Below are 14966 nucleotides of genomic sequence, written 5' to 3'. Positions count from 1 at the left end.
CCCTGCGCTTTGAGGACAAGGCGGGTGCAGAGCAGGTGTGGATCCAGGCTGAGCGCAACATGGACACCAGCATTAAGAACGATGAAACGCACAGCGTCGGTGGCGAGCGCAGCCATTATGTGAAGAAAAATGAACTGCATCGGGTGGAAGCGAATCAGATCCAGGCGGTGAAAGGCGGAACAGAGATCCTGACGGGCAAAGGCAAGCTGGATGCGGCGGTGGAGCAATATGTCATTGCTTCCGGTACGAAGCTACGGCTGGTCTCTGGTGAAAGCGCAATTGAGCTGAACGCTAACGGCAAGATTAACCTCATCGGCAAAGAGTTTAATTTCTTCGTTGAAGGGGATGGTCATATCACCACCGGCGGTAAGCTGCACCTGAATACGTCTGGCACACAACCGGGCACCACGGCGCCGGGTTCCGGGCATAAAGGGGATATTGATGCGGCGGTGCAGGAGAAATTTACGACTAAAGGTGAGTAAGGTCGTAGCAGTGCTTATTGCATTATTAACGACGGGAATGGCTGAGGGAAATTCAGAGAAAAAGGATCTCTGGGCGTTCATTTCACAAATGAGCGCCTCACTCAAAACGTTATCCGTTACGAGTCTAAATGACATGCCGTTGCATTTTACCTACATGAAAAATAATGCATATATGAACCTCTACCATGCTGATGATTTCAAGCTTTTGGAGGGTACGAGCATTACTACCATTGATTTACGAGTAAGCAAAGAAAATGATGGCATGGCTCCATTACTGAATTTTTCACCATCAGGCCAGTGCATCACACTTCAAACCGTTAAAAAGCATTACCCACAACTGACGTTAACTGATTATCCCCGAGGCCGCTCGGAGAATGAAGTGACCAGTTATACAGCACCAAAAGATATGAATGGGCAAAAAGTGAGTTTCAGTTTCACCGTAAAAAAACCTGACTGTCTGAGCTCTGTTGTTATTAGCGCTGACTAAGAAAACAGCTTCCATGACTCGCGGTTTCCCACATCGGTGAGAAGCGTAATTTAGATTGAGAAAATGACGATTAACGTGAAAAAACAGACTCCGACATATCTTTGTTTTGTTCTGATGCTTACCTGTCTGTGCAGCAGTGCGGTATTGGCTCAAGTTATACCGCCCGTTCTGACAAATCACGATTTTTCTGTGCAGATAAAAAGCCAGCCTGTCGAATTGGGTGACAGATGGACTCCTGACGTTGCGCGCAGAATTGACGTGCCAGTGGAAGGCAGTTTTACCGGTGAGGTTCCTTTTGACGGAGCTAACTATAAATTCTTCCAGCATCATAAGTCTGGGTTAGACATTTTCAGTTCCAATCTCTGGTGGGATAAAGCGGAACGAAGCGTTGATGATTATATCGTGTCGCAGATCACGCTGACTGCTACAGATGTCGCAACGCCGCGTGGTGTCCATGTTGGTTCAACGAGAACGGACTTGAACACAGCATACGGTGACGGTCAGGTCGCAAAGGATGCTGGAGAACAATGGATTACCTATGAGTTGGGTAAAAAGGTCCTCTCTTTTGAGATCAAAGACAGTAAAATTGTTAAGATAACAATGAATTACGACAATGGAAATCCAGAGTAATTTATGAAAAGGAAATATCTGGCAGCCGTATTGCTCACCGCTTTCTTGGCAGATGCAACTGAAACTGCAACTGCGCTAGAGTTATCACAATACAATAAGCTCAATACGGTCAGTCGCATCGTTAACGATAGCGAAGTGACAGACCTCCTCAGAAAGGCCCTGGGAAGCGATTACCAGACGTTTATCAACAATTTTGATGTATTTGGTGAACCGCATTCCACGGCTGACGGAGGATTGTTGATTGAAGGCTGGCTAAAAGATCTTTATCTGGAAAACGCCTCTGCTTTGGTTATCGAACCAGATGGCAAAATCTACGCTGCCTGGGTCATACCCGAGTCTGACGTTATTCATTATCAGTCTTCTGAACATCGTCAGGATATTAACGGCGATATTAAAAAATGGGCTGCAAGATTTGGCACACTGCATTTTGAAACGATAAGCCAATCTGGTCCCGCATTTGGCGGAGTATGGTCAGGCGAGTACGCGAACGACTCGACGTTAACTCTGCGGTTAGCTGAATCAGGTGGCCGTATCTCCGGATCTTATTGCTATATTTCTCAAAGAGGAAACCGCATTGATTGCCCGGAAGATGATGAGCGTAATCTTAGCGGTACGATCGCGGGCAATCGTGCCAATGTTGAGTTCAACTCTTCGTTTGGCGGTATAGGCGGACGGGCTGTTCTGGAAATTAAGGGGAGTGAAATGGAATGGCGTTTAGTTACTCCTCCTCAAAAAGGAAATTATTATGCTCCGCAGCGTTATACGTTACATAAAGCTGCTTCGGCTCAGACAGTTGAAACCCGAAAACTCGATACTGAAAAGTTCGCTATTTCTCTGGTCAATAAATGCGGGCGTTTTACTAGTGAATGTGACCAGATGTATTATCTCGGCGTGCGCAAAAGTGATAATAGTACGATCTCCCTTAAGGGGAAAACGTTGCACGATCCTGCAGGTAAAATAATTGGTTCTACCTATAAGAATGGCGAGATCGCTTACACCGTGACTTACTCACCCGTGAAATTGGTCGTGAGCAAAGGCAGCCATGTGCTAGTTGAACAGTCAGGTCAGTGGCTTAAATAATGCATTCGTCAGCCCAAAGGCCAGCATGGATTGGCCCCTTTTATTTCTCACACTATTAATCATCCCGAGTTCACTTATGAAATACACCCTCCAGGAAGGTTCGTTTTCCCTTTTTCCTGCTGCCTGGCAGGACAACAGTATGAATATTATTCGCGATGACGAAAGCGGATTGTCCGTCGTGGTCAGCCGCGGCGGTATCCCGGATGGCAGCGACTATGAGAAAGAGTTTCACCGCCAGTGGGAACTACTACGTCCGCAGATGGGCGAGATTGCCCAAAGCGCATTCCAGGGCGTAAAGGTCGGGCCTGACGGAAAAATTAACGCGCTGGAAGTCGAGACGACTTTTGACAGTAACGGACAGCGCATTTGGCAAAAACAGCTGGCCGTACAAACGCCGGGCAAGCCGGTGTTGATGATTTTTACCCTCTCGGCGCTCAGAGCATTCACCGCAGAGGATGAGGTGCGCTGGAGCGCGCTTAAGCAGAGTCTGACGCTAAACGACAACCGGAATGTGTAAGGCATGAGCGATAACAACGCGGCCCGTCAGGGCGACGAGATCATTCACTCCAGCATTTTTGCGGATATCACCAGTATTGTGGCGGAAGGTGCGGCCTATGCCGTTATCGGCGCTGCCGTAGGCGCGGCGGCAACCGTTGCTGCTCCGCTGCTGGGGGCGGGTGCCGCCGCCGCGGGCGTGGCGGCGATTGGATCCAGCTGTCTGTTAAGTGGGATCATTGGCGGCGTACTGGCAAACGTGGCAGGTATAACTGACGATATCAGCAACGCCGCCGAAGGCTTAGGCAACGCGCTGTTCCCGCCGTCACCAGCGGGCAAAATTACCACTGGGTCTGATAACGTTCTGACGAACGCAATTCCCGCTGCACGAGCGGCCGGGACGCTTACGCCCGCTGACACACCGTCACCTGAGCCACAGTCTCCGGGCAGCTTTGCCGATTACGCGGGTATGCTGCTTTCCGCCGCCGGACAGTTTGGCAGCGAGATGTGGCAGCCGAGCGTGGCTTCTGCCGCCGCGGGAACCTCGCCGCTGGAAGAAGACAAGGTGGCGTGCGAAAAGCACTCCGGGCCGCAGTATCTGGCGGAAGGCTCTAAAAGCGTCTTCATTAACGGGCAGCCCGCGGTACGTGCAAAAGATCGCACCACCTGCGAAGGCACCGTTTCCGACGATGTCTCCCCGAATGTGATCATCGGCGGGGACACGCTCACGGTCCGCGATATCAAAAGCGGTAAAACGCCGGGTCTGGCGCTGGGGATGATTGCGCTCTCCCTGCTGCGCGGGCGTCCGGGTAAAATCCTGAAAAATATGCCCTGTGCGCTGGCGGCAGCCGGCGGTGGCATGCTGGCCGATATGGCCGTTAATGCTGTGTTTGGCTCATCGCATCCGGTACATGCTGCAACCGGCGTGAAGGTGCTGAATGATGACGATGAACTCGATTTCTCGCTGCCGGGGCGCTTCCCGCTGCGCTGGCAGCGCAGCTACAACAGCCTGACCACCCGTGAAGGGCTGTTTGGTCTGGGTTGGGCGACAACCTTTGACAGCTATCTGACGCTCGAAGAGAACAACGCGACCTGGTTCGACGAAACCGGCCGTGAGCTGACCTTTGAGCTGCCGCCCGTCGATCGCGCGTTTTACAGCATCAGCGAAGGCATCATCATCCGCCGCAATGAGAGCGGCGACGTGGCGATTGCCGACGATGACGGCGCGGTATGGCGTCTGTATAAACCGACCCGGGCGAATCCCACCATCCTGCGTCTGGCCTCCCTCAGCGACGAATACGGTAACGCGCTGCTGACGGAGTGGGATGAACACGGCAGGCTGGTCAATCTTCACGATGAGCCACGGGCGATTGATGTCACCCTGCGCTATGAAGATGAGCGTTTCCCACAGCGCGCCACCTCTGCCAGCCATTTTGACGGCAACCGTACCTGGCCGCTGATGCAGTGGGGTTACGATGCGCGTGGCCAGCTGGCGAGTGTGACGGATGCCTCTGGCGTAGTAACGCGTGAATACCGCTATAACGACCACGGCCTGATGGTCTGGCACCGCCTGCCAGGCGGGCTGGAGAGCGAATACCGCTGGCAAAAATTCGACCACTGGCGCGTGGTGGAAAACCGCACCAGCACCGGCGACGGCTGCCGCTTCACCTACGATTTAGCCGCCGGGCTGACGACCGTCGAGCACTACGATGGCCAGACGCGTAAGCACTACTGGAACGCGCAAAATCTGATTGTCCGCTACGTTGACGAGCGCGGTGAAAACTGGTGCTACGAGTGGGATGAAAACGAACTTCTGACCCGTCGCGTCGATCCCCTCGGGAACGCCGTCACCTTCGTCTACGACGAAATGGGCAACCGGGTGCAGGAAATCGACGCCGACGGCAATACCCGCACCACCACCTGGCTGGAGCACCGCGCGCTGCCGTCAGCCATCATTGAAGCCGACGGCAGTGCGACCCGTTTCTGGTACGACGAACATCACGGGCTGAAGCGTGTGGTAGACCCGATGGGGCAGACAACACTGCTGCGCCGGGACGAGTTTGGTCAGGTCGTTGAAGAAGTTGATGCCGCGGGAAACAGTCGCTACCAGGAGTACAACGAGGCCGGGCAGGTCATTCGAGCCACAGACTGTTCAGGACGAATAACCCGCTATACCTATCATCCGCTGGGCTGGTTAACGACTGAGATCGGCGCTGACGGCGAAGAGACGCGCTATCGCTACGATGCCGCAGGGCGTCCGGTGCAACTCGATCGACCGGAAGGCTGGACAGAGTCGCTCGCATGGAACGAACGCGGCCTGCCGGTGACGCATGCGGGCGCTGATGGCAAAGAAAGTGAGTTTAAATATGACGAGGCAGGACGATTAACCGCTACGCGTAATACTCAGGGTGAAGAGGTCCGCCGCCGCTGGGACAGCCGCGGGCGACTGATTGCCCTGGAAAATGAAAACGGCGAAGCGTACCAGTTCCGCTGGGGCGCGGACTCGCTGCTGCTGGAAGAGGTGGGGCTCGATGGCGTGGCCTCACAGTATCGCTATGACGCCTGCGGGCGTACGATAGCGCGCACGTTTGCCGCCGGTCATCCGGAAGCCATCACCCATGCCTTCGCCTGGAGCGCCAGTGGCCAGCTGGTTGCCCGCACCACGCCGGAAGGGCAGACCCGTTATCACTACACACCGTCAGGTTTGCTGAGTCGTATTGGACTTCATCCGGCACTTTCCGTTGACGCCTGGAGTGCAGAGGCAGAACAGGAACTTGCCTTTGACTATGACGCCCTGGGGCGTGTCACGCGTGAAGTGGGCGAGCACGGTGAGCTGACATGGGAGTATGATGCTCTCGGCAACCGCACCTCCGTCACGCTGCCCGATGGCCGCGAGCTGAAGCAGTTTTACTACGGCAGCGGGCATCTGCTCAGCATTGCTCTCGATAAGCTGTCGGTCTCCGATTTTACCCGCGATGAACTCCACCGGGAGACCAGCCGCACTCAGGGGCTGCTGACCACCCGTAGCGAATACGATCGTCTTGGGCGACTGCATCGCCGGGACGTCTTTACCGGCAATGCCCAGCGCCCGTCGCCGCGCCGCTGGTCCCGCCGCTGGGATTACGACTACCGCAATAACCTGGTGCGGGAAGAGCGGGACGATAACCCGTTCAGCTGGTACCGCTGGCAGTACGACAGCGCCGGGCGTCTGCTCGTTCAGGACGGCACGCTGCCCGGCCAGGAGCAGTGGCGCTGGGACGCTGCCGGTAACCCGCTCGAAGGATCTGCTGAGAAGGTCACGCACAACCGCCTGACGCAGCTGAACGGCATTCGCTGGCGCTATGACATCCACGGCCGCACCGTGGAGAAAGATAACGGCCAGACCCGCTGGCACTACCGCTACGACGGTGAGCACCGTCTGACGGAAGTCATCAGCCAGCCGCGGGACCGCAACAAACCGCAGACGCAGGTCAGCTTCCGCTACGATCCACTCGGGCGACGCATCAGCAAAACGCGACGCCAGATGCTGGGCGGACAGCCAACCGGCAAGCCGGTTACCACCCGGTTTGTCTGGGAAGGGTTCCGCCTGCTGCAGGAGCTGCACGGGGATGTGCCGCTGACCTACGTCTACAGCGATCAGGACAGCTACGACCCGCTGGCGCGTATTGACGGCGTTGATGCCCCGGAGATCTTCTGGTTCCACTGCCAGCCCAACGGTACGCCGGAGCGGATGACGGATATCGAAGGGCAGGTGCGCTGGGAAGGGGTGAACAGCGCCTGGGGCAAGCTGCTGCGGGAAAGCGAGACGCAAGTATCAGGATATTCTCAGAACCTGCGGATGCAGGGGCAATACCTGGACCGTGAGACGGGGCTGCACTACAATCTCTTCCGGTATTACGACCCGGACTGCGGGCGGTTTACGCAGCAGGACCCGATAGGGCTGGCGGGGGGGATAAACCTTTACCAGTATGGTGCAAATAGTTTAACCCGAATAGACCCTCTGGGATTAAAACAAGAGGAAGTTATACGCTATATGAGTAAAGATGAAGCGATTGCATCAGCTTCTGAACGCGATGGTAAAGGCGGATTGGTTCCTAATAATCGTGGTGAAAAAGCCATATGGGTTAATCATGATAGCCGACCAGGGTTTAACCCTGGAAATGAAAAGTATCGTGCCGTTATGACCGTAAATGACTCTGGGGTTGAGCTTCTTAATCAACATAGTGATATATCAAAAGTTGATTACAAAGAAACCGGGCTGAAAGATGGAGTTCTATCAAAGAGAAATGAACCTGGAGCAAGGGGCATCGGTAAAAATATCCTTTCTCGTTTTAATGATAAAATCACTTCATTCCAGATTGAAAAGAAAGATGCTAAAGGTAATTGGAAGAAATGTGGTAAGAGGATTACTTAATGATTTTTGAAATGTACCTACATAAAATTGAACACTTCACTAATGCGAGAGCAGAGATTGAAAGTTTTGGAAATTATGTCTATGTTCAAGATGAACCAGACCTTTTTCCCGTTTATTTTAAAAAAGAAAATGGGAAGTATGCAGAGTTGAGTCGTTGGCAAACTTGCTTTCCTAAGGTTATGTTACAGCGTGCATTAAAGAAGCTAGGCCTAAGTGAAGAAGGGAAATATGCATTTGAAGTTTTTCTTTCTCGATTAGGTTATCTGTTTCAAATAGATAATCGACAGCGTATAGATAAAGATATCGTTATATTATTTTATATATATCAACTTCTTTCCTTAAAAAACAGCAAAGAAGATTACGCAATAAAAGCAAAAGACTTTTTTTTAAGGTTTTTGTGTTTTGAAATGGGCATGGATGATGACTCTTATAATTTACTATGCATTACTAATGATGGGCTCTGTATAAATACTGTTCAGCATGGCAATGTAACTGTATTATCATTGCTTGAGCAATTTTATGCACAATTTGAAAAAAAGAAAAACTTTGGAGATATTAAGGCTATAAAACACTATCAATCATCGGTATTGAATTTTTTGTTTGTTGCGAATAACGAAGATAATCACCTGTTGTTTAATGATAAAAATTGCTATCTTATCGATCCTGGCAATTTTATTAATGCATATAAAAAATCTAAAAAAATAATATATAAAGCTTTGGAGCAGTGTTTTGATAAGTATCAATCTACAAAAAATTTATTAATATCCAACTTCATTCTAATGAATTACGCTTATTATATTCTTAGAGATAATTTAGCAGATCTTAAAACATTGAGAAGACACGTTTCTTCAGATATATTTGGAAGGATAATTTCCGCTATAGTATACAGAGGTTTCTTTGTAGATGAAGAAAAAATACTGAGGTTAGTTGGTGATGAATATAAATTCGGACCTGAAGGTGAAGATCGGAAATTATTTAATTTAATATATTCGATTTAAAATTTTAATGTTCGACCACAATCGAGGGTGTTAGGATTTGAATAATGAATCCGATGTGGAACCCTCGATTCTAAAAAACCAGGTTATGGACTGTTAATAACTTTACGGTACGCATGTTGTCAATAGAACAATATATATACCTCTTATAGTGCATTAGTGTACGCTGCTATAAAGATTACAGATTATTTTCTTAACAAAAAGTATCATATAAATTTTATTGATGTTCGGTATTTAAGGTTATGCTAACAAACCACAGACGACTTTGTGGCATTCGCTGGCGCTATGGCTCCATAAACTTACCGAATGTGTTGAAAGATAACGTCCAGATTTCCTCTCAACCTCATATTCATGGTAATGAATACTGGAATGTTTATCGCGAAGTTGATGGTGCTAATGTGGTAAGTGGCAAGGACCTCATAATAAAGATTATAAAGGTATTGATAGTTACTCGAACAGAACGCTTAAAAAAGAACGATCCTCTATGCATTGCATTCAAATGGTGATCAGTTACCTGCATATACCATAACTCATACTACAGTTAGGCAATCTAAAGGTGATTCATTAGGATATCATGAGGTGTCACAAGTGACACTTAACTCAGATTTCCCTATAGGAACCAAAGTTAGGGAATATTATGTATTAAGGATATATTTGTTTCTAGGGGTTGTGCAACGGCGAATCCTCAATCCGGAAAGGGGGGGCAGTTTTACATACCTGAAGAAGCAAGAGGTAAATTAATTCCTGGTAAGATTATAGATATATGAAGAAGATGACATTTAATGTTAAAAATGGGAATGTTAAAATTGATGGTTATCCTATTGAACTTAGCTCTTTTGAAACATTCACTTCATCTGAATTTTACAAAACCCATCCGCAATTCACTAAGATAGGTAAATTTTATTTTTCGAAAAATGATATTGAATGGGAAGGGCAGAACTTTATCGTAGAGTTCAGACCAGCAATTTTCTCATTTAACCCATCTCTTTTTCTTACAAGTAAAGACGGAGATTTTTATCAATCACTCAAAGATTGGGATAAGAGGGCATCGTTAAAAAATCTAGAAGAGGAAGAAAGACGATTGACAGAATGGGTTCAAAATAAATTTTCCAGAAACAATATGGGAAAGATAAATAAGCCTCCATATGGAACAAAATGGACTTATGAATGGGGAGAGATAACAGTGCAATCAAATGAAAGATCCTTTAATTGTGGGATATATATTGGATGGGATCTTAATCTCTGATGGTAATAAATCGTACATTACATATATGAGTTATCCATTCATGTAACGGAAGTCATATTGTCCAATAGTGATATTTAAATTTATTATAGATGACTGCCTTATTTGGTATACGAGATAAAAACTCGGATTAATCCCTTTTTTCTAAATGAAATAATAATCTTCTTTGTACATCTTTTAAAAATGAGTCTAAAAAAGAGAAATGTATAATGAAATGCATAAAGAATAGTTAGATAATAATTTTGTAAAAATTGGATTTATGGCGAGATGAATTACTCACTTTCAGGATTCACTATATACACCTTAGTTGATCTTTCAATAAAAAATCAAGATATGGCGTTGGTTATTTGTAAATGCCATAAGGTAAAGAGAGTCTCAAGACACAACTGAAACTATTTAAACTTTACTCAGGAAGTTTAGTATGTCGCCATCTTTAACAGTGCAATTTTTCCATTCTGCACGCAGGGGGCGCTGACCACCCGCAACGAGTACGACTATTTTGGTCGACTGCATCGCCGGGACGTCTTTACCGGCAATGCCCAGCGTCCGGCACCACGATGCGAGTCCCGCCACTGGGATTACGACTACCGCAATAACCTGGTACGGGAAGATCGGGATGATAACCCGTTCAGCTGGTACCGCTGGCAATACGAAAGGGTCGGGCGTTTGCTTGTTCAGGACGGCACGCTACCCGGGCAGGAGCAGTGGCGCTGGGATGCTGCCGGTAAACCGCTTGAAGGTTCTGCTGAGAAGGTTACGCACAACCGCCTGACGCAGCTGAATGGTATTCGCTGGCATAATAATATCCATGCTCGCACCGTAGAGAAGGATAACGGCCAAACCCGAGGAACCGCAACAAACCGCAGACGCAGGTAAGCTTCCGCTACGATCTGCTCGGTCGCCGCATCAGCAAAATGCGACACCAGATGCTGGGCGGGCAGCCAACCGGTAAGCTTGTCACCACCCGGTTTGTCTGCGAAGGGTTCCGCCTGCTGCAGGAAGTGCACGGGGACGTGCCGCTGACCTGTGTCTACTGCGACCAGGACAGCTACGATCCGCTGGCGCGTATTGATGACGTGGATGCACCGGAGGTCTTCTGGTTCCACTGCCAGCCCAACGGTACGCCGGAGCGGATGAAGGATAGCGAAGGGCAGGTGCGCTGGGGAGGGGTGAACAGCGCCTGGGGCAAGCTGTTGCGGGAAAGCGAGACGCAGTTATCAGGATATTCTCAGAACCTGCGTATGCGGGGCAATACCCGGATCGTGAGACAGGTCTGCACTACATTCTATTCCGGTATTACGACCCGGACTGTGGGCGGTTTACGCATCAGGACCCGATAGGGCTGGCGGGGGGATAGACCTTTACCAGTATGCGCCGAATGCGCTGGGATGGGGGGATACGTGGGGGTTGAAACCAAGATGTGCACCGACGAAAGCAAATGACCATAATCAGGCTGCTTTCGGCAGGCAGTGGCAAGGTCATGGGGAGTACAAAGGACGCGACTTATGGTCTAACACAATGTTAAAAGAAGGTGATGTCATCTACGGTGGTGCTCCTGGACAATCTGGTTTTTATTTTGATAAGGCAACTCTCGATGCCGCTGGCGGTAGTAGACAAAAACTATGGGAGAGTTTGCAGGTACAGCCACATAGAATATTAGGATTCCGTAGCAAAATTCAGGCGTACCGTGTAAAACGAGATGCAGTTGCTGGAACGGGACAAGCATTATCACAAGATCCTGTTGTTTTTGGTCAGGGAGGAGGAACACAATTTTCCTTTCAAATTATAAAATTGTGCTTGAGCCTATTGGCAAGCCTTTTGATATCGGAATATGAATATGAATCTTGCTATAGATACAGGCGCTTTTTCCTTCAATAAAATGCTGATGCTGACACCACTTATAACCAAAAAAGAAATAATGAATAATGATAATTTAAATTGGGAGCCTTGGCCAGATAAGGGATGTGATACAGTCTCTTACAGAGCTATTTTTAACATAAAAGGAAACACGCATGGTGATATTTATTTGATAGTCAACTTTATTCAACCTAATGATGGAAATGCTATTATAGGTAGTTGGAGTTTCGCACCTTATAAATTAATCGATGGGGAGCAAAAAAATCCAGAGGGGAAAGTCACAAATAAATTAAGGGATTGGTTCAAAGAAAAAACTAATGTTGACCTCCCAATTCATGGTGCATGGGGCCATATTAATGCGGCATATGACCATTGGAATTGTTCAGGTGCAATTTATTGTAATTATCGTTCTGGTTTCAGAGATGAAAAATCCTGGAGGGATTATTGCAAATGGAATAATATAAAATCATGAATTGAATGCGTATTGGTGTAAAAAACCTCGCAGTTATTTAATGATGGGGTGTCGAAAATAAAGCTTGCGACTGTTGAAATCATACCTTTTGAGGCCAGTGTGAAGACAGAACTCCTGGAAAATGTGTTTTACCCCTAAGAAAATCAAACGTTAAACAAGAGTTCATCATATCGCCATCTTTAACGATGTAATCTTTTCCTTACGCAGCATCTTGCCTGCTTCTTCGCGCCTTGTTCACCCTGCTCTCAATAAGCTGTCGGTCTCAGATTTTAGCCGCGACGAACTTCACCGTGAGACCAGCCGCACCCAGGGGATGCTGACCACCCGCAGCGAATATGACCGCCTTGACCGACTGCATTGCCGGAACGTCTTTACCGGCAATGCCAATGTCCGGCACCGCGATGCGGGTCCCGCCGCTGGGATTACGACTACCGCAATAACCTGGTGTGGGAAGAGCGTGACGACAACCCGTTCAGCTGGTACCGCTGGCAGTATGACAGCGCCGGGCGTTTGCTTGTTCAGGACGACACGCTGCCTGGCCAGGAGCAGATGCGCTGGGAAGGGGCGAATAGTGCCTGGGAAAAACTGCTGCAGGGAAGCGGGACGCAGCTATCAGGATATTCTCAGAACTTGCGTATGCAGGGGCAATACCTGGACCGTGAGATAGGACTGACAACAATCTGTTTCGGTATTATGACCCGGACTGCGGTAGGTTTACGCAGCAGGACCCGATAGGGCTGGCGGGGGGGATAAACCTTTACCAGTATGCGCCGAATGCGCTGGGATGGGTGGATCTGTGGGGGTTGAGTCGTGAGTGTAGCGGTAAAACAAAACCTGATTTCTATGTTGGGCCTGCTGGTCCAGGCGCTACAATGCCTTCAACTGCTTATCGTTATGTCCGATATTTGAATGACGATGGCAGTTTAGATAAATGGGTTCCTGGTCTTCTCGAAACTAAAAAAGTGCCTGTAACGTATTTTGGATTCGAAAAATTTTATACGGGTAAAGCGGCTCGTGATGCGTTTCAGATAAAAGGTCCTGATAAAGTTGATCCGACTTTACCAGCGGATGTTTCTTGGAGTGATGCAAGAATTAGAGGAACATTTGATACATTGCAACTTTATGAAAATGGTACTCCTCAAGTGAGGCATCCAAGAATGTTTGGGGATGAAGTTGGTGCACCATTAGAACAATTTACAAATGCTTATCCGCAGTATGGGAAAGGGGGCGTAGAACAAATGCACGCAGAAAAACGGGAAATTACTTTCGACAAAATTGATATTTTTCCGGAGGAAAAATGAATTACGATTCTTACAATGAGGTGCTCGACTATCTCAAGGAGTTTTTTAAGTCAAGAGTAGAGTCCGCACGTTATTTAGAAAAGCTAATAACTTTGATTGAAGCTTCTCGCTCTGAAAAAACTGTGACAATAAGAGGTATTTATGAAACGTACATGCAGTATGTAAAAGAAAATAGAGAAAATATAAAAGTCATCGCTGGAGAAAAAGAAATGTGGATTAATTTATTGAACGATTGGCAATAAGGTTTTATTGTCACAAAGATTCCATTGTAAATGGTTCTTACAAACCAGCGTGAATATCCTGCTGGAGCATCTTTCGAAAGCCGAGCCTTGCCTTTGGATATGCTAGATAAAACATATAAAACCTACGAAGTGGTTGCTCCAGTACATGCATATGCAGGACCCGCGATACCTTGGTTTGAACAACCAGGAGGGGGTGCTCAATATGCACTATCTAAATCAATAAAACAACTATTGGCTGATAAAAAAATTAGAGAGAAATAAATTTCATGAGTCTGGGAAGTTATAATTTTAAACCCAAGAGAACAATATATGATGGAAAGGATGATGATTTTAATGATTATTCAGAAAAAATATCCATACCAAAGTTAGATTGTGAGATTGTTTTCAAAAACGAAGATGCCAAACCTCTTTGGGGTATACATGATGATTTAAAAAAACAAATCTTGAAAAATATCTCTGGGATAAAGGTTAAAACATATAGCGATGATCTAAGTCCCTCCTATAAATATAACGATTTAGATATTTATGTTTATTCCAGTTTGTTTGCAGGCAATGTTTTGCATATAGTATTAGCTGAGGGTGAAAGTCAGGCTGCTAGATATAAAATCATATTATTAGGGTTTGTATTAACTGACTGCAATTAACGCTATTTCAGCGAAATAGCATGGTGATGCAAGTTTATTCCCATCTTCTATTGTCGATAAATTACGAGGCCGGGAAGTAAAATCCTTTGATGATTTTGGCGAGAACTTCTGTATAGGAGGATGTTTCGATTCGCATCTTTCAAAGCAATGTTGTTCATCAAATGTTACCAGAATGCGGGGCGGAAAGCTCCAATAGCGCATGCTATGCAATGGAACGTGAAAAATAGATAATTTGTACTACACCATAGAACCCCTGCCCAACATGGAGGCGGTGTATATGATGTTGATAATCTAGTAATTATTACGCCAAGATATCACCTTGACACACTAGACCGTGCTTATCATTTTTAAGGAGTAATATGCAAAGACAAGAGCTTATTGACCTGATAAAAAAAATCCAACGTAGTGAAGGTACAGAAGAGGAAGCTGATAACAACATTGACCTACTTTGTAGAAGTGTCGCAGACCCTCAGGCAGCCAATTACATTTATTATGAAGAACTTAGCGCAGAAGAAATTGCTGATAAAATTATAAACTACAAACCAATCCAACTATAAATATTATTCTGGTGGCGCAATGAGCCTCCCATATGAAAAAAATCCATGCCAAAACGTGGATTTTTTC

15 protein-coding genes and 3 pseudogenes are annotated in these 14966 nt (G+C 47.3%); all 18 read left to right on the top strand.

What is annotated here, in order from left to right; all coding sequences use genetic code 11:
* Positions 1-482, top strand: a 482-nt coding sequence (locus QRN24_RS06255) for a bacteriophage T4 gp5 trimerization domain-containing protein (RefSeq protein WP_502875263.1), incomplete at its 5' end; no start/stop codon positions are given.
* Between the two features lie 10 nt (positions 483-492).
* On the top strand, positions 493-969 hold the full coding sequence (locus QRN24_RS06250; RefSeq protein WP_232937565.1) for a hypothetical protein: 477 nt from the start codon (positions 493-495) through the stop codon (positions 967-969).
* A 75-nt stretch (positions 970-1044) separates the two neighbouring features.
* Entirely contained in the window at positions 1045-1599 is a 555-nt protein-coding gene (locus QRN24_RS06245) for a hypothetical protein (RefSeq protein WP_228175274.1), read from the top strand.
* A gap of 3 nt (positions 1600-1602) precedes the next feature.
* The gene (locus QRN24_RS06240) at positions 1603-2679 is read left to right on the top strand and encodes a hypothetical protein (RefSeq protein WP_079230878.1); all 1077 of its coding nucleotides are present in this window, start codon (positions 1603-1605) and stop codon (positions 2677-2679) included.
* A 76-nt stretch (positions 2680-2755) separates the two neighbouring features.
* Positions 2756-3196: a DcrB-related protein gene (locus tag QRN24_RS06235; RefSeq protein ID WP_020882307.1), complete on the top strand. Its 441-nt coding sequence runs from the start codon at positions 2756-2758 to the stop codon at positions 3194-3196.
* Between the two features lie 3 nt (positions 3197-3199).
* Positions 3200-7588, top strand: coding sequence for an RHS repeat-associated core domain-containing protein (locus QRN24_RS06230; RefSeq protein WP_284942497.1), 4389 nt, complete (start codon positions 3200-3202; stop codon positions 7586-7588).
* Positions 7588-8586, top strand: coding sequence for a hypothetical protein (locus tag QRN24_RS06225; RefSeq protein ID WP_284942495.1), 999 nt, complete (start codon positions 7588-7590; stop codon positions 8584-8586). The genes QRN24_RS06230 and QRN24_RS06225 overlap by 1 nt, the downstream gene beginning before the upstream one ends.
* 760 nt (positions 8587-9346) lie before the next feature.
* Positions 9347-9829 (top strand): hypothetical protein, encoded by a 483-nt coding sequence (locus tag QRN24_RS06220; RefSeq protein WP_032669712.1) that lies wholly within the window; start codon positions 9347-9349, stop codon positions 9827-9829.
* Positions 9830-10285: 456 nt separating this feature from the next.
* Positions 10286-11704 (top strand): annotated as a pseudogene (locus QRN24_RS06215) (RHS repeat domain-containing protein); the annotation flags it as partial.
* Complete coding sequence (locus QRN24_RS06205; protein ID WP_073971053.1) at positions 11664-12155, top strand: hypothetical protein; 492 nt, start codon at positions 11664-11666, stop codon at positions 12153-12155. The pseudogene QRN24_RS06215 and the gene QRN24_RS06205, both read left to right, overlap by 41 nt.
* Before the next feature lie 199 nt (positions 12156-12354).
* Positions 12355-12967, top strand: a pseudogene (locus tag QRN24_RS06200) (RHS repeat-associated core domain-containing protein); the annotation flags it as partial.
* Positions 12968-13027: 60 nt separating this feature from the next.
* Positions 13028-13456 carry a hypothetical protein gene (locus QRN24_RS06195; protein ID WP_047744800.1) on the top strand — a complete coding sequence of 143 codons (429 nt, stop codon included), beginning with the start codon at positions 13028-13030 and terminating at the stop codon, positions 13454-13456.
* Positions 13453-13698: a hypothetical protein gene (locus QRN24_RS06190; RefSeq protein WP_284942493.1), complete on the top strand. Its 246-nt coding sequence runs from the start codon at positions 13453-13455 to the stop codon at positions 13696-13698. The genes QRN24_RS06195 and QRN24_RS06190 overlap by 4 nt, the downstream gene beginning before the upstream one ends.
* Positions 13699-13728: 30 nt before the next feature.
* Complete coding sequence (locus tag QRN24_RS06185; RefSeq protein WP_073971027.1) at positions 13729-13959, top strand: TNT domain-containing protein; 231 nt, start codon at positions 13729-13731, stop codon at positions 13957-13959.
* Between the two features lie 5 nt (positions 13960-13964).
* The gene (locus QRN24_RS06180) at positions 13965-14342 is read left to right on the top strand and encodes a hypothetical protein (protein ID WP_047744798.1); all 378 of its coding nucleotides are present in this window, start codon (positions 13965-13967) and stop codon (positions 14340-14342) included.
* A gap of 49 nt (positions 14343-14391) precedes the next feature.
* Complete coding sequence (locus QRN24_RS22715; protein ID WP_335253385.1) at positions 14392-14538, top strand: hypothetical protein; 147 nt, start codon at positions 14392-14394, stop codon at positions 14536-14538.
* Between the two features lie 80 nt (positions 14539-14618).
* Positions 14619-14693, top strand: a pseudogene (locus QRN24_RS22710) (hypothetical protein); the annotation flags it as partial.
* An 8-nt stretch (positions 14694-14701) separates the two neighbouring features.
* Positions 14702-14899 carry a bacteriocin immunity protein gene (locus QRN24_RS06175; protein WP_032678362.1) on the top strand — a complete coding sequence of 66 codons (198 nt, stop codon included), beginning with the start codon at positions 14702-14704 and terminating at the stop codon, positions 14897-14899.
* The last annotated feature ends 67 nt before the right edge of the window (positions 14900-14966 follow it).

Source organism: Enterobacter sp. MEB024, from assembly GCF_030209635.1.
GTDB lineage: Bacteria > Pseudomonadota > Gammaproteobacteria > Enterobacterales > Enterobacteriaceae > Enterobacter > Enterobacter ludwigii.
This window is presented reverse-complemented; position numbering and strand designations above follow the sequence as displayed.

What these genes read in the sequence shown, in the direction of transcription:
- QRN24_RS06180 (WP_047744798.1), top strand. Translation starts at nt 13,965, where the DNA reads ATGAGTCTGGGAAGTTATAATTTTAAACCCAAGAGAACAATATATGAT.
- QRN24_RS06225 (WP_284942495.1), top strand. Translation starts at nt 7,588, where the DNA reads ATGATTTTTGAAATGTACCTACATAAAATTGAACACTTCACTAATGCG.
- QRN24_RS06235 (WP_020882307.1), top strand. Translation starts at nt 2,756, where the DNA reads ATGAAATACACCCTCCAGGAAGGTTCGTTTTCCCTTTTTCCTGCTGCC.
- QRN24_RS06190 (WP_284942493.1), top strand. Translation starts at nt 13,453, where the DNA reads ATGAATTACGATTCTTACAATGAGGTGCTCGACTATCTCAAGGAGTTT.
- QRN24_RS06185 (WP_073971027.1), top strand. Translation starts at nt 13,729, where the DNA reads ATGGTTCTTACAAACCAGCGTGAATATCCTGCTGGAGCATCTTTCGAA.
- QRN24_RS06220 (WP_032669712.1), top strand. Translation starts at nt 9,347, where the DNA reads ATGAAGAAGATGACATTTAATGTTAAAAATGGGAATGTTAAAATTGAT.
- QRN24_RS06175 (WP_032678362.1), top strand. Translation starts at nt 14,702, where the DNA reads ATGCAAAGACAAGAGCTTATTGACCTGATAAAAAAAATCCAACGTAGT.
- QRN24_RS06240 (WP_079230878.1), top strand. Translation starts at nt 1,603, where the DNA reads ATGAAAAGGAAATATCTGGCAGCCGTATTGCTCACCGCTTTCTTGGCA.
- QRN24_RS06195 (WP_047744800.1), top strand. Translation starts at nt 13,028, where the DNA reads ATGCCTTCAACTGCTTATCGTTATGTCCGATATTTGAATGACGATGGC.
- QRN24_RS06205 (WP_073971053.1), top strand. Translation starts at nt 11,664, where the DNA reads ATGAATCTTGCTATAGATACAGGCGCTTTTTCCTTCAATAAAATGCTG.
- QRN24_RS06230 (WP_284942497.1), top strand. Translation starts at nt 3,200, where the DNA reads ATGAGCGATAACAACGCGGCCCGTCAGGGCGACGAGATCATTCACTCC.